The sequence below is a fragment of the Desulfovibrio sp. genome (assembly GCF_019422935.1).
GTDB lineage: Bacteria > Desulfobacterota > Desulfovibrionia > Desulfovibrionales > Desulfovibrionaceae > Desulfovibrio.
In genome coordinates, this window is record NZ_JAHZCJ010000009.1 from 34274 (window position 1) to 48990 (window position 14717).

The following is a 14717-nucleotide window of genomic DNA, read 5'->3' on the forward strand; positions in this document are numbered from 1 at the left end:
CTGTATCCTTTATTATTGAGCGCCAGTTAGCGCGTCATTTGCAGGTGTTCGGCCACGGGGCCAAGAGCCAGAGCGGGGAAGAAGCTCAGCGCGCCCACCAGCAGCACCACAAATATGAGCAGAAAAACAAACATGCCGTTGCTGGTGGAGAGCGTGCCGGAGCTTGCGGCCACGGTCTTTTTGCCCGCCATGCTCTCAGCGGCGGCAAGGATGGCTGCCACGGGCACAAAGCGCCCGGCAAGCATGAGCGCGCTCAGGAGCACGTTCAGGAATGGAGTGTTGGCGTTCAGCCCGGCAAAGGCGGAACCGTTGTTGGCCCCGGCAGAGGTGGCGGCATAGAGCAGCTCACTGAAGCCGTGGGGCAGGGCGTTGTTCAGGCTGTCCACAACCTGTGGAACAAGGCACATCAGGCCTGCCCCGATCAGGATTGCTACCGGCGTGGTCAGGCAGACCACAACGGCCATCTTCATTTCAAAGGGTTCCACCTTTTTGCCCAGATATTCTGGGGTGCGGCCCACCATCAGCCCAGCCATGAAGACGGTCAGCAGCACAAATGCCAGCATGCCGTACAGGCCGCTGCCAACACCGCCAAAAACAACTTCGCCAAGCTGCATGAGCACCATGGGAACCAGCCCGCCCAGCGGCGTGAGGCTGTCGTGCATGGCATTGACTGAACCGTTGGAAACGGCAGTTGTGGCCGCGGCCCAGATGGCGCTGCCTGTTATGCCGAAGCGCGCTTCCTTGCCTTCCATGTTGCCCCCGGCCTGAGCCAGCAGGCCGCTGCGGGCGGCAAGATCAACCTGCCCGCTCTGGGCCAGTTGCGGGGTGGCGCTCTGCTCGGCCCAGGCGGTGAAGCCAATGGCTGCGGTCAGCAGCAGGGTCATGGCGATAAATATGACTACGCCCTGGCGCATGTCCCTGATCTGTCTGCCAAAGGTGAAGCACAGCCCTGCGGGGATGAGCAGAAGGGCCAGCATTTCCAGCATATTTGCAAGGGGTGTGGGGTTTTCGTGCGGGTGGGCGGAATTGACGCCGTTGTAGCCGCCGCCATTGGTGCCAAGCTGCTTGGGCGCAACCTGCGAGGCCTGCGGCCCCATGGGAACCATTTGTTCCGTAACGGTCGCCCCGTCTTCGGTTGTAAGCGGCTCAAGCAGGGCAACAGTTTTGTAGGGTGAAAAATTCTGCGGCACGCCCTGCCAGATGAGCAGCAGCGAAAGCGCCAGAGAGAGAGGCACAAGAATGTACAGGGTGGCGCGGGTTGCGTCCGCCCAGAAGTTGCCAAGACCTGAAACGGCTGGCGTGGCGGGAGTATCTGGCCCGCCGGATGTTTCTGCTTTTCGCGCGCGCAGTCCCCGGATTAAGGCGAACAGCACTGCAATGCCCACAGCGGCGGAAACAAAGTTCTGCACCGTAAGCCCTGCCATCTGGGCCAGATAGCCCATGGCGCTTTCGCCCGAATAGGCCTGCCAGTTGGTATTGGTGACAAAACTCACCGCCGTGTTCAGAGCCAGATCCCAGCTTGTACCCGCGATGCCCTGCGGATTCAGGGGCAGGCTGCCCTGTGCCATAAGCAGCAGCATAAGTGCCGCAATGCTCACGGCACTGAAAGCAAGCACGCAGCCGAGGTAACGCTTCCAGCCCATCTGTTCCGCCGGGTTGATGCCCATGACGCGGTACAGGCCGCGCTCGCATGGGGCCAGCACCTTTTGCAGCCAGAACGGTTCGCCGTCCATGACCTTGCCCATGTAAATGCCCAGCGGCCACGCCAGTAAGGCGAGCAGTATGATGTACAGCAGGCATTGCCCGATCATGTTTTCCATAACGTCCTCCTGTGGGGATTGAACCTTGCCCACGGGAACACGGTATGAAAAAGCGCATAAAATGGGTGTTAAACTTGGGGCGGGAGTATAAAATTTGTATTAAGGCCGATGGTTGTTTTCGTTGTCAGCATGCTTGACATTGTTCAATTAGTGTTGAATGGTTGTCCAATGGAAACAAAAAAAGCTACCCAGGTGTTTGAAGCCCTTACGTCCGAGGCGCGCCTCTGCATTTTTCGCCTGCTGGTCAAGCATGCCCCTGACGGTCTGGTGGCGGGGGAGCTTTCCCGCCTGGCGGATATCCCCAAGACCAACCTTTCTTTTCATCTGAAAACCCTTGTCCACAGCGGGCTTGCCAGTATGGAGCGCGAGGGGCGCAACACACGCTACCGGGCAAACATCCCCTTGATGCTTGAAACAATATCCTATCTGACCGCCGAGTGCTGCTCTGGCCATCCCGAACAGTGCAGGGCGTATCGCCGTGAGAGTGGTGTAAATGCGGTGTTTCTGCCCGACTGTTGCGGGGACAATGCCCCTGATCCAGAGGGCAGCTTTGAGTGACCCTGGAAAATGTACCCCTAAATGAGGGGGCGGGATGAATGCAACCCCAGTGCTGCGGGCGACGTTTTGAACCTCTTCTTTGAATCCCATCCCCGAGGTAGCCATGAACATCCTCTTTTTATGCACGGGCAATTCCTGCCGTTCGATTATTGCCGAGGCTCTTTTCCGGTCTATGGCTCCGGTTGGGGTTACAGCGCAGAGCGCGGGCAGCAAACCTGCGGGCTATGTGCACCCCCGCGCTCTTGAGGCTCTGACCGAGGCCGGAATTTCTGCCCAAGGCCTTGCAAGCAAGTCATGGGATGATTTGCCGGAAAAGCCCTCGGTGGTCATAACCCTGTGCGCCGATGCGGCGGGTGAAGCCTGCCCGGTGTATTTTGGATTTGTAGTGCGCAGCCACTGGGGCATGCCCGATCCAGCCAAGGTGCAGGGCGATGAAGCCACAATCAAGGCCGCCTTTGCCGAAACGCTGGAGGTTCTGCGCAGGCGCGTAACAGCCCTGGCGCAGAAGCTCGAGGCCAACCCAGCAATGGATGCAGGCACCTTGCAGAGCACTCTTGACGGCATAGCCGCGCACTAAGGGGCAGAAATTATGAGTCAGTCAACTTTGCAGCGACTTTCATTTCTCGACAGGTTCCTGACCCTGTGGATTTTTCTCGCCATGTTTGCTGGCGTGGGGCTTGGTTGGGCTGCACCGGGTGTAAAGAACGTCATCAACTTTTTTCAGGTAGGCACCACCAACATTCCCATTGCCATCGGTCTTATCCTGATGATGTATCCGCCGCTGGCAAAAGTGAAATACGAGCAGCTTGGCCGGGTGTTTCGCGATAAAAAGGTTTTGCTGCTTTCGCTGGTGCAAAACTGGGTGATCGGCCCGATTCTTATGTTCTTGCTGGCGATAGCCTTTCTTTCCGGCAACAACAGCTACATGGTGGGACTCATACTGATCGGCCTGGCCCGGTGCATTGCCATGGTCATCGTGTGGAATGACCTTGCCGGGGGCGACAGGGAATATTGCGCGGGGCTTGTGGCCTTTAACGCCATATTTCAGGTGCTGTTTTTTTCCGTCTACGCCTATGTGTTCATCACCGTGCTGCCCGGCTGGCTTGGCCTTTCGGGCGCGGTAGTGGATGTGAGAATGGGGCAGATTGCCGAAAGCGTGTTTATTTACCTCGGCATCCCCTTTATCGGGGGCGTTGTTTCCCGCTTCTACGGACTCAAGGTCAAGGGGCTGGACTGGTACGAGAATGTTTTTATTCCCCGCATCAGCCCCTGGACGTTGCGGGCGCTGCTGTTCACCATTGTTGTGATGTTCTCTCTCAAGGGCGAGTACATTGTGCAGCTGCCCATGGATGTGGTGAAGGTTGCCGTCCCCCTGCTGATTTACTTTCTCGTGATGTTCCTGCTTTCATTCTATCTTTCATGGAGGGCAGGAGCCAACTACGAGCAGTCGGCTACGCTGTCGTTTACCGCCGCATCCAACAACTTTGAGCTTGCCATTGCCGTGGCCATCGCCGTTTTCGGCCTCAATTCCGGCGAGGCCTTTGTGGCGGTTATTGGCCCCTTGGTGGAAGTTCCGGTGCTCATCGCCCTTGTGAATGTGGCTCTGTATATTCGCCGCAAGTATTTTGTCGGGCGGGAAACGGTCTGATCGGCCTTGCCCGGGAATTTTTGCTGATCTGGCTGTAAACATGCCCGTAATTGAAGAAGGCCGCCCAAAAGGCGGCCTTCTTCGTGTTCAGTAAGTATTGCTAGTCATCGCATGATGCGTTCAGGCAGATTGAAAATAATGGTCAGCCCCTTGGGGAGAGGTTCAGGGGGCGGGAGCCGCACGCCGCTTCTCTGGGTTCGCACGATGGCGTTCTGGGCGGAGTTGTCAAAATACTTGTTTCCAGAGCTTTTTATGAGCTTGTATGCTACAATTTCTCCGTCTGGCGAGACATTCACATCTATTGTGCAAGACATGTGTTCATCCTTTGGTGATGAAAATGCCCAATACTGACGCACAGTCTCCATAAAACTGTGCATGTAATTTTCCATTGGTGACATCTTTCTGGTAGCTACAATAGAAGTTATATCTTTTTGCATCGGTGCTGAATGTGGAGTTGAATTCCTTGCACAGGAACATATGAGCAGTAGAGTTAACGCAGTAATAAATAATAGTCTGTTGTCATTGTGTGTACGCATTGAGATTTTTCCATAAACCAGGGTTACGAAGACATTATTTACAATAAAACACACACATCGTTCTTTATCAGCCTACGCCTTACGCTTGTTTTTTAATAGCCCTCAGCGGCGCCCACGCATGTTGGGAGTTTTATACATCCTCCTAGTTTTCCAGAAGAATAGTCCCTGCCACAGGTCGCAGGCAGGCATGCATATGCGCGCAATAAAATACTTAGTTAGTAGGTATTAAATGATATATGTCCATTTTTATTGACATAAATAGTGCAGTTGAAAATTAGCTGTGATAGTAAGCAAATAATACCATCTTACTATGATATCAGCCCGCGATGGCAGTGGCTGCGCGTAGTAGGGAAACCTTTTTATGGCACACTGCTGCATACTTAAATTTGGGGTTAATTGCATGAAAAAATTGCTTATTCTTGGTGCTGGCGCTGGCGGAACCATGATCGCCACGAAAATGAGAAAGCTCTTGAGTGAAAGAGAATGGGAAATAACGCTGATTGACCGGGATCCCGTCCATCACTATCAGCCCGGTTGGTTGCTGGTTCCATTTGGTGTCGATACCCCGCAGGGATGCGTGCGGCCCAAGAAGGACTTTATCAGCCGTGGCGTCAATTTCGTGCTTGATACGATCACGGCTGTTGATCCTATTCAGCGCAAGGTTGAATGCAAAAACAGCTCGCACACTTACGACTGGATTGTTGTTGCCTCTGGCGCAAGAATTGCTCCTGACGAAGTGCCCGGCCTTCTGGACGACTGGGGCGGCAAGATCCACAATTTCTACACCCATGACGGCGCAGCGGCACTTGGCGACAAGCTGAAGCACTTCAAGAAGGGCCGTCTTGTTCTCCACATTTGCGAAACTCCTATCAAGTGCCCGGTCGCGCCCCTGGAATTTGTGTACATGGCCGACTGGTACCTGCAAAAAATGGGCGTGCGCAAAGATGTGGAGATTGAGCTTGTCACGCCGCTTACGGGTGCCTTCACCAAGCCTGTGGCAAACAACATTCTTGGCGCGCTGTGCGAGCAGAAGGGCATCAAGGTCACAACCAACTGGACTGTGGACAGCGTTGAAGCCGACCGCGCCGTGATCTCTTCTGTGACGGGCGATGAAATCCCCTACGACCTGCTGGTGAGCATTCCCCCGAACCTTGGGCAGGAATTCCTTATCGAATCTGAAGTTTCCGACGTGACCGGCTTCATCGATACGGACAAGGAACTGCTGAAGTCCAAGAAGTTCGAGAACATGTACATCATCGGCGACGCAACAAACGTCCCCGCGTCAAAAGCCGGGTCTGTGGCCCACTTTGAAGCGGACGTGATCGCCCAGAACCTGATGGCCGACATTGAAGGAACCGACAACTATTACAGGTTTGACGGCCACACCAACTGCTTTATCGTCACAGGTTTTGAAAAGGCCTCGCTCATCGACTTCAGCTACGCTGTGGAACCCCTGCCGGGTATGTTCCCGCTGCCTGGCGTTGGCCCCTTTGAGCTGCTGGGCGAAAGCCACATCAACTACTGGGGTAAGCTCATGTTCAAGTGGGTGTACTACAACCTCATGCTGAAAGGCCATGAACTCCCGTTTGAACCCAATATGTATCTTGCAGGGAAAGATACCTCCTTGCTGAGAAGCAAGTAGACCGGAGGGATCATATGACACCTGAAGATAAAATTCTTGAGCGGCTGGAAGCCATTGAAGGCAGGCTCAGCGACCTTCAAGCGAGCAAGGAAAGCAGCAGCATGCTGCTGAGCGAGCTGACGCCCATTGGAAACCATGCCTTCCGCCTGATTGTTGAAGAGATGGAAACCCTCAACGGCAGGGTTACGCTTGACGATATTCTGGATCTGGGCCGAAAGGGCTTGCTGACTGTTCCCCGGCTTACGTGGCTGCTCGACCAGCTCGAGAACGCCACCGATCTGTGGAAGATTCTGCACCCTGCGTTTGCGCCGACCTTTCCGCACATCATTGAAAAAATGGGCGAGTGGGAAAAGGATGGCGTGTTTGAAAAGATGTCTGCGCTTAAAAACGCCGGTGGCAACCTGCTTGGCTCCATGAGCCCGGAAGACATTGCCAAAACAGGCGAGGGCCTGGCCTTTTTGATCAGCCAGTTGCAGCGCCTTGCCGACCCCGACCTGCAAGCCAAGATCACGAACCTGATCGGCATGCTGGGCGAGATCGACACTGCCAACGTGAAGCCCACGGGCGTTTTTGGCCTTATTGGGGCGCTTGGCAGTGCGGAAGGCAAACAGACCCTGGGCCTGCTTGCCGAACTGATAAAAGTGGCAGGCAAGTTCACGGCGCAGAGCGCGTCCAAATAACCGAGAGGTTATCTGAACGGGTTCCCCGGAACCACCCGTTTATAAATGTAAAGTCCGCCGAAGTTGTGCAACTTCGGCGGGCTTTTGCGTGAAGAGTTCTTGGTGATCGGTGCCAGCTAAATTCTGAAGTCAATTTTTATTCAAAAAGCAGTTTCACACGCATTCCGTTTGATTCTGGTGGAGATTGTGAAAACTGATGGCTACAGGGTCGTTCCTGAATCGCGCTTCTGTTCTTTTTCTTTGAACTGGGCGGCTTCTTCTGGTGTTGCGAGTCGTATATACTTCAAGTCTGGTTTTACTTTATCAAATATCGGCTTGGTAACTTCTGAAAGCTGAGGGCGACCTGCCCAAAAACCGATGCCTATTCCACCTTCAATATAATAAATCTGACCCGGTTGAACATCCAGCGTGACGGACGATCTTGCTTCTGTTTCAGCCGAATATGTATGCTTTCCAGGGGCTGCGCGGTATGCGAAATAAGAGCCAGCCTTCAGGAGGCCGATGTTGTTAGTGTCTTCAGTTATGAAATAGCTCATTCCACCACCGGTAAATGCCCACTCGCGAAAGAAGACAATAGCGGCGTTTTGTTCATCTGCTTGTATTTGTGGAGGCGACTTCTCCTCCACATAATCACCACGAAGCGGCATCTTTGCGCAACCTACAGAAAAGAGGAACAGTAACGCCACGATACTGAACGAAAGCAGCTTATTCATAATTCCCTCCAATTTTATACTGGTTTATCAGTCTGCGAATATCGCCTCAACCCAGTTTTTGGATAGGAGGAAGTGAAACCATTGGCGCAAGAAGGGATATTCTCCATTCCAATTAATATAGCGACACTGATAGGCATGCTGGACGAGGGTGAAACGCCAAGGTGATAGGTATTGGTGGGGTGGTGCAAAGTGCCAAGGGCGACAGGTTTTTGGGGCTTTTGTCGAACCAATAAATGCAACAGGGACGCTCTCGGAGCATAATTCGTCTCAAAAAAGTAGCCCCGTTCCTTGTCTCGATGCCACCTGCCACTTGAAAGTCACAGCATGCGCCAACTGGTAGGGGATTTATAACAATCTGAATAGATGGATAAAAAGGCATAGCTGACAGCGGCTGTGCAACCTGCTATTCTCGCTCCAAGAAAAATTATGCGTAATCATCTGACTCGCCAACAACTCGAAGGCCTGACCCTGTGCTGGGAACAGTGGGAGGCCGAGGCCGCAACCCGAACGCAAAAAACCATGCGTGCGCGTCTGCACCTGATTTTTCTGCTTATGCGCTACGGCGGCTTGCGGCTGGGCGAAGTGCTGGCGCTGGAACCTCGTTCCTCCATTGACACCGTCACGGGCATGCTGCGCGTTTCTGGCTCCAACGCGCGCGAAATTCTGCTGCCTGTGAGCGCCATGCGCAATATCCGGCGTATTCTTGGTCTGCCGCAGGCGGCCGGGCCTGATTTTTTGCAGTTTGACCAGAGCTTTCTGCGCAAGAAATTTTACGCAGTGGGCAGCCTGATGGATCTGCCGTCTGCCTGCGTGGGGCCGCGCGCCATACGTTATTCACGAGGGCTTGAGCTGCTGGAACTGCATGTGCCCATGCCGTTGGTACTCAAATTCCTCGGGCAACAGGATGCTGACCAACTGCTGGCCTTTCTGAACTTTTCTGACGGCGAGGCGCGCAAGCTGCTCACCTCGCAGGCTCAGGGAAAAGACGCCTCGGCAAGCGCCTGCCACGGCGGCGAGGCCGATGACGGAACCAATCTTTTTTGGGGCATTGTTACCCGCATATTTACCGGCATGCGCAAGGTATATGTGGAGATAACCACTTTTTCAGATTTCAGGCTTGCGGCGGCCTGCACGCCGGAAGAAGCCACCCTGCACGAAGTGCACGAAAATCAGGTGCTGAGCGTGCGGGTAGACCCGGAGCGCATAGTCCTGAGCCCTGAAAAATCGTCCATGAGCCTTGCCAACTGCGTCAAGGGCGTGGTGGACAGTCTGCACTCGGACATGGTGGAAACCTTTGTCTGCGTTGGTTTGCCAGACGGCACAACCCTGCGGGCAACGGTAGACACATGCACGCTGGACACCATGCATCTGCGTGACGGCAAAAAGGTGTATGCCCATTTTGCCTCCAGCGCCGTTCGGCTGGTGGCCGAGTAGTTTTTGTTTCTGATATCGGCTGCGGTCCGCATGAAGCCGGTTTGGTGCTGCCCTGATTTGCGCCTCCTTTGGCAATCTTTTATGTCCCGCTTTTTCATGATAGCGTGATTAATGTCGCGCTGAACAGAGTTGGTCTTTTAAGATTACCTCTTCAAAAGGAGTCTGATCCATGTTCCGTTTATCCCGTTTTCTGCTCCTGGCCTGCGCTGCGGGCTACATGGCCTGCGCCGCGCCGGTTCTGGCCGCCGATACTCTCATGATGGCAACCACCACCAGCACGCAGGATTCCGGCCTGCTCGAATATCTGGAGCCTGTTTTCAAGCAGGAAACCGGCATTGAGCTTAAGTGGGTAGCCGTGGGCACAGGCAAAGCCCTTGAAATAGCCAAAAATTGCGATGCTGATGTGCTGCTGGTGCATGCGCCTTCGGCTGAGCTTGAATTCGTCAAGGCCGGGCATGGCGTGGACCGCCGTCAGGTCATGTACAATGACTTTGTGATCGTTGGCCCTGTGGCCGACCCCGCTGGCGTGAAAGGGCAGACCACTGCCGAGGCGCTCAAGCGTATTCTGGATACCAAATCGGGCTTTGTGAGCCGTGGCGACCAGTCCGGCACGCACAAGGCGGAGCAGAAGTTGTGGCAGCAGAGCAACATTGTGCCCGACAAGGATCCCAAGTATTTTTCTGCGGGGCAGGGCATGATCTCTACCCTGAACATGGCTGCCGAAAAGCAGGCCTATGCCCTCACCGACCGCGGAACCTGGATCACCTTTGCCGACAAGATGGGCGACAAAAACCCGCTGGCTATCGTGGTTGAAGGCGACAAGGCCCTGTTCAACCAGTACAGCGTCATCACGGTCAATCCCGCCCAGTGCCCCAAGGTCAAGACCGATCTGGCCAAGAAGTTTGAAGACTGGTGGGTTGCCCCGGCCACCCAGCAAAAGATTGCCGGGTACATGCTCAAGGGGAAACAGCTTTTCTTCCCCAATGCCAACAAGTAGCGCACCCCGGTAGCGCAGGCATGTAATGCGCATTCGCCCGGGGCCGGTGGTGTGCCCCGGCTTCGGGCGAATGCTTTTCTGACCAGCAACGAGCGGCAGCAATGGATTATCTTATCAACGGCTTCAGCAGTGCCTTGTATCTGCTCACGCACATGGATGCGGCCACGCTTTCGGCCATTTATGCAACCATTGCGTCTACCTGCTATGCCATGGCGGCAGCCTTGCTGCTGGGGGTGCCGCTGGGTTTTCTGCTTGGGCATTGCTCCTTTCCCGGTAAAAGGGCGTTGCGGCTGATTTCAGATACCTTGCTGGCCTTTCCCACAGTGCTGATCGGCCTGCTGGTCTACGCCTTTATTACCGCGCGCGGCCCACTCGGCGAATACGGTCTGCTGTTTACCCTGCCGGGCATGGCCATAGGGCAGGCGGTGCTGGCCTTGCCCATAGTGGTTTCGTGGACAGCGCAGGCGCTTGAAGACCTTGATCCCCGTTGCCGCGAAACCCTGCTTACACTGGGGGCCAACAGCAGGCAGCTTGCCATGTACGCGCTGTGGGAGTGCCGTTACGCCGTGGGCATGGTGTGCGTTACGGCCTTTGGCCGCGTGATTACAGAAGTGGGCGTGGCCATGATGCTTGGGGGCAACATTCGTTACGCCACCCGCACCATGACAACGGCCATTGCCCTTGAAACCAGCAAGGGCGATTTTGCCCAGGGTATTGCCCTTGGCCTTGTGCTGTTGCTCATGGCCTTTGTGGTCAATCTGGCGCTTGCATTTTTCCGGCGCAGGGGGCGGGCATGAGCGGCAAGTTGTATGAAGCCCACAATCTTGTGCAGCGCTATAATGGGCGCGAAGCGCTCAATGTGCAGCACCTTGCTATTGAAGAGGGTGAGGCCGTATTCCTCACCGGCCCCAATGGCTGCGGCAAATCAACCTTGTTGCGGCTGCTGGCCTTTCTGGAGCGCCCGGCTGCTGGCGAGCTGCGCTATGCCGGTGGTGCAGAGGGACGCAAGGAGGCAACCCTGCTTTTGCAGGATCCCTATCTGCTGCACATGAGCGTTTTCAATAACGTGGTGCTTGGGTTGAAAATCCGCCACCAAGGGGCAGATCTGCGGCAGACATTTGAATGCTGCATGCAGGCCGCAGGTTTTGACGATCCCTGGAATTTTGCGGATCGAGGCCCGCGCGAACTCTCTGGTGGTGAACGCCAGCGGGTTGCCCTGGCATCGCGCCTGGCCCTGCGGCCGAGGGTGCTGCTGCTTGACGAGCCAACAGCCAATGTGGATGCCGCAAGCGCATGGGCTATTGCCCTGGCCGCAAGGAACAGCACGGCAGAAGGCATGACTGTTGTCTGCGCCACACACGATCCTGCCTTGCTGCGTGCCATTGATGCCCGTGAAATCAAGCTTGGCACTGCGTGGGACATGGACGCCCGCATTTCGTCATTATAGATCCTGCCTGCATTATCCTGGTTTCCGCTTACAGCAAATTCTCCTTTTCCTCCCTATTGCACAAAAACTCCCTTTTCCTCCCCAACTTTTCCCCTAACAGGAGAAAAGCGAGACATTTTTTTTACCCGCTTGCACTTTTTTTTCTCACAATGGTATCGAAGGATAAACACAAACGGGCGTATATGCGCCTTGTTTAAGGAGGCTCCATGTTCCGTTTTTTGCGCGTCAATATGGCAACCAAGACCTGTGTTTTTGAAGAAATCCCTCAAGAATACGCTGGCCTTGGCGGCCGTGCGTTGACTTCTACCATCGTTGCGCGTGAGGTGCCGCCCACCTGTACGCCCATTGGCCCCCACAACAAGCTTGTTTTTGCTCCCGGTCTGCTGGGCGCCACCAACAGCCCCAACGCCAACCGTATTTCCGTGGGCTGCAAAAGCCCGCTGACCGAAGGCATCAAGGAATCCAACGCGGGCGGCCAGCCCGGCGGTCACCTGGCCCGTTTGGGCATTCTGGCTGTTATTGTGGAAGACATGGCCAAGGAAGGCGAGTGGTGGCAGCTTGAAGTGAGTAAAGACCACGCCAAGCTGATTCCCGCCGAAGTGGCCGGAATGAACAACTTTGATGCTGTTGCCAAGCTGGTGGAAAAGTACGGTAAGGATTGCAGCTACATCACCATTGGCCGTGCGGGCGAATTCAAGCTCACCGCGGCTTCCATCGCCTGCACCGACCGCGAACTGCGCCCCATGCGCCATGCCGGGCGCGGTGGCGTCGGCGCGGTAATGGGTTCCAAGGGCCTCAAGGCCATCATTGTGAATCCCGAAGGCGGCAAGAGCCAGCCTCTGACTGATGAAAAGGCTTTTCGCGAGGCTTCCAAGCGCTTCGCCACGGCGCTTTCCGAACACCCCATCACCAGCAAGGGGCTTGCCGAATACGGCACCGCCGTGCTCGTCAACATTCTGCACGAGGCGGGCGGCCTGCCCACCGCAAACTTTACTGTTGGCCAGTTTGACAAGCATGAGGCTGTTTCGGGCGAGCTTTTGAACCAGCTCACCAAGGAGCGCGGCGGCGAGGGCAAGGTAGCCCACGGCTGCATGAGCGGCTGCATGATCCGTTGCAGCGGCATTTTGCCCGACAAAAAGGGCAAGTTCCAGAGCAAGTGGCCCGAATACGAAACCCTGTGGTGCTTCGGCCCCCACTCCGGCATTGGTGACCTTGATGCCATCTCCAAGTACGACTACATGTGCGATGATATCGGCGTTGACACCATCGACGTGGGCGTTGCCGTGGGCGTTGCCATGGCTGGCGGAGCTATCCCTTACGGGGATACCAAGGCTGTGCTTGATGTCATGAACGGCATCAGCGATGGCTCTCCGCTTGGCCGTATTGTTGGTTGCGGCGCGGCCACCACGGGCCGGGTGTTTGGCGTGCGGCGCGTGCCCACGGTCAAGGGCCAGAGCCTGCCTGCATATGATCCCCGTGCGGTCAAGGGCCAGGGCGTCACCTACGCCACCTCGCCCATGGGCGCAGACCACACCGCCGGTTACGCGGTTACGGCCAACATCCTTAACAGCGGCGGCACGGTTGACCCCCTCAAGAAGGATGGGCAGATCGAGCTTTCACGCAATCTCCAGGTGGCTACCGCCTCTGTGGATTCCGTGGGCCTGTGTCTGTTCACGGCCTTTGCCATCCTTGACGTGCCGGACGCCCTGCCCGCCGTTGTGGACATGCTCAATGCCAAGTTTGGCTGGAAGCTCACTGGCGACGACGTTGTAACGTTGGGCCAGCGCGTTCTTTCCACGGAAATCGACTTCAACCGCCGTGCTGGCATTACCCAGGCTGCGGACGTACTGCCCGATTTCTTCACTGACGAAAAGCTGCCTCCGCATAACACCACTTTCGATATCACCCACGAAGAACTCAAGACGGTCTTCAACTGGATTGAGGAAAAGAAGTAGGGTTGCCCTTATTGGTCTCCGCTCCGGCTGGTTCGGAGCGGGGCCAGAGATTTTGTTTTACGGCGGCGCCATGGCGTGCGCCCCGGCTGGCTTGACTGTTTTCGGACAGGGCGGGCATAACTGGACAAGACCTCACGAGGTCAAGGAGCGTCCATGAAACTGACCGTTAAGCTGAGCACCACCCTGCGTGACTATGTGCCGGGCTATGTGCCGGAAACAGGCCTGCAGGTGGAAATGCCGGAAGGAAGCACTGTGGCCCAGTTGGCGCAACATCTGGGCTTGCCGCCGCAAGACATAAAAATTGTCATGGTCAACGGACGCCAGCAGAAGGTGAGCGATCTCATGCGCGACGGAGACCGTATTGCCTATTTTCCGGCTGTCGGAGGAGGCTAGGCCCGTTGACCATGACAAAATCTGATCTGCATCAGTTCTTCAGCCCCTATATTCGGGCAAAATACCAGACAAAATTTGCTGGCGACACGCAGGAAACCCTGTTTGTGAGCCTTGAGGGCTTGCGCCTTTGGGCTGCATCCCAGGCTCTGACATTACGCGCGGCCATGATTTACCTGTTGGGGCAGAACATTTGGCCGGAGCGGTTTCGCCGGAATTTCGGGCTGGTCACAGCGGAGGAAATGACGCGGCTGCTGCAAGGCCGTGCGCTTGTGCTGGGTTGCGGCGGTCTGGGGGGGTATGTGGCCGAACTGCTGGCCCGCTCCGGCGTGGGGAGCATCCGGCTGGTGGACAACGATGTGTTTGACGAGAGCAATCTCAACCGCCAGCGGTTCTGCTCCGAGCGTGTGCTGGGGCAGCGCAAGGTCTGCGTAGTGCGCGACGCGCTGGCGGATATTGCCAGCCATGTGGAAACAGAAGCCCTTGAATTAGTGGCCGATGAGGGCAATCTGCCCGATCTTGTGGCGGGTATGGACGTGGCGTTGGACTGCCTGGACAACATCAGCGGTAAAACTGCCCTGGAGCGGGCAGCTCTTGCTGCCGGCGTCGTCTTCATTCACGGTTCCGTACTGCGCGAAGAAGGCTTTTGCTACGCCAACGCAGGCCCGCAGGCGCGGCTTGAGGAGCTTTACCCGCAGGGGCAGAGCAACAGCGAGCTTGAGCATGCAAGGCGCGAAGGCGTTGGGGCGCTGGCCCCGGCTTCGGTTGCCTGCCTTATGGCCAAGCTGGCTCTGCGGGCCATCTTGAGCCGCACCGCCAGCAGCGCCCTGTTCCACCTCGACCTCTCTGTGCCGGAACTGGAGCGTTTTGACTGGGCAGGCAAGGCCTAGCCGTTCA

The 14717-nt window shown here is 56.0% G+C and carries 15 protein-coding genes; 12 read left to right on the plus strand and 3 right to left on the minus strand.

Annotated features, from left to right (window positions below):
* Positions 1 to 26 precede the first annotated feature (26 nt).
* The gene (gene kdpA / locus QZ383_RS11610) at positions 27 to 1820 is read right to left on the minus strand and encodes a potassium-transporting ATPase subunit KdpA (protein WP_291445610.1); all 1794 of its coding nucleotides are present in this window, start codon (positions 1818 to 1820) and stop codon (positions 27 to 29) included.
* A 168-nt stretch (positions 1821 to 1988) separates the two neighbouring features.
* Between kdpA and QZ383_RS11615 the strand changes: the two genes are divergently transcribed.
* From QZ383_RS11615 to arsB, 3 genes are all read left to right on the plus strand, one after another.
* Complete coding sequence (locus QZ383_RS11615; RefSeq protein ID WP_291445612.1) at positions 1989 to 2378, plus strand: helix-turn-helix domain-containing protein; 390 nt, start codon at positions 1989 to 1991, stop codon at positions 2376 to 2378.
* A gap of 103 nt (positions 2379 to 2481) precedes the next feature.
* On the plus strand, positions 2482 to 2955 hold the full coding sequence (locus tag QZ383_RS11620; protein WP_291445613.1) for an arsenate reductase ArsC: 474 nt from the start codon (positions 2482 to 2484) through the stop codon (positions 2953 to 2955).
* Between the two features lie 12 nt (positions 2956 to 2967).
* Positions 2968 to 4026 (plus strand): ACR3 family arsenite efflux transporter, encoded by a 1059-nt coding sequence (arsB, locus tag QZ383_RS11625; RefSeq protein ID WP_291445615.1) that lies wholly within the window; start codon positions 2968 to 2970, stop codon positions 4024 to 4026.
* A 104-nt stretch (positions 4027 to 4130) separates the two neighbouring features.
* On the opposite strand, the gene QZ383_RS14505 is transcribed toward arsB, so the two are convergent.
* Positions 4131 to 4562 carry an energy transducer TonB gene (locus QZ383_RS14505; protein WP_365861861.1) on the minus strand — a complete coding sequence of 144 codons (432 nt, stop codon included), beginning with the start codon at positions 4560 to 4562 and terminating at the stop codon, positions 4131 to 4133.
* A 400-nt stretch (positions 4563 to 4962) separates the two neighbouring features.
* Here QZ383_RS14505 and QZ383_RS11635 point away from each other — a divergent pair, with 400 nt between their 5' ends.
* Positions 4963 to 6204 carry an FAD-dependent oxidoreductase gene (locus tag QZ383_RS11635; RefSeq protein ID WP_291445617.1) on the plus strand — a complete coding sequence of 414 codons (1242 nt, stop codon included), beginning with the start codon at positions 4963 to 4965 and terminating at the stop codon, positions 6202 to 6204.
* Between the two features lie 14 nt (positions 6205 to 6218).
* A complete protein-coding gene (locus tag QZ383_RS11640; RefSeq protein ID WP_291445619.1) occupies positions 6219 to 6884 on the plus strand; it encodes a DUF1641 domain-containing protein in 666 nt (221 codons plus the stop codon).
* Positions 6885 to 7084: 200 nt separating this feature from the next.
* Here QZ383_RS11640 and QZ383_RS11645 read toward each other — a convergent pair whose 3' ends face one another.
* Entirely contained in the window at positions 7085 to 7597 is a 513-nt protein-coding gene (locus tag QZ383_RS11645; RefSeq protein ID WP_291445620.1) for a DUF2846 domain-containing protein, read from the minus strand.
* Positions 7598 to 8023: 426 nt separating this feature from the next.
* Between QZ383_RS11645 and QZ383_RS11650 the strand changes: the two genes are divergently transcribed.
* The 7 genes from QZ383_RS11650 (at position 8024) to QZ383_RS11680 (ending at position 14710) form a co-directional block, all read left to right on the plus strand.
* Positions 8024 to 9031, plus strand: coding sequence for a TOBE domain-containing protein (locus QZ383_RS11650; protein WP_291445622.1), 1008 nt, complete (start codon positions 8024 to 8026; stop codon positions 9029 to 9031).
* A gap of 169 nt (positions 9032 to 9200) precedes the next feature.
* Positions 9201 to 10028: a substrate-binding domain-containing protein gene (locus QZ383_RS11655; protein ID WP_291445623.1), complete on the plus strand. Its 828-nt coding sequence runs from the start codon at positions 9201 to 9203 to the stop codon at positions 10026 to 10028.
* Between the two features lie 101 nt (positions 10029 to 10129).
* Positions 10130 to 10825, plus strand: a complete 696-nt coding sequence (locus QZ383_RS11660) for an ABC transporter permease (RefSeq protein WP_192112425.1) — start codon at positions 10130 to 10132, stop codon at positions 10823 to 10825.
* A complete protein-coding gene (locus QZ383_RS11665) occupies positions 10822 to 11475 on the plus strand; it encodes an ABC transporter ATP-binding protein (RefSeq protein WP_291445625.1) in 654 nt (217 codons plus the stop codon). The genes QZ383_RS11660 and QZ383_RS11665 overlap by 4 nt, the downstream gene beginning before the upstream one ends.
* 206 nt (positions 11476 to 11681) lie before the next feature.
* Entirely contained in the window at positions 11682 to 13430 is a 1749-nt protein-coding gene (locus QZ383_RS11670) for an aldehyde ferredoxin oxidoreductase C-terminal domain-containing protein (protein WP_291445627.1), read from the plus strand.
* Positions 13431 to 13583: 153 nt separating this feature from the next.
* Positions 13584 to 13823, plus strand: coding sequence for a MoaD/ThiS family protein (locus QZ383_RS11675; RefSeq protein ID WP_291445629.1), 240 nt, complete (start codon positions 13584 to 13586; stop codon positions 13821 to 13823).
* Positions 13824 to 13834: 11 nt separating this feature from the next.
* Entirely contained in the window at positions 13835 to 14710 is an 876-nt protein-coding gene (locus QZ383_RS11680) for a ThiF family adenylyltransferase (RefSeq protein ID WP_291445630.1), read from the plus strand.
* Positions 14711 to 14717: the final 7 nt, after the last annotated feature.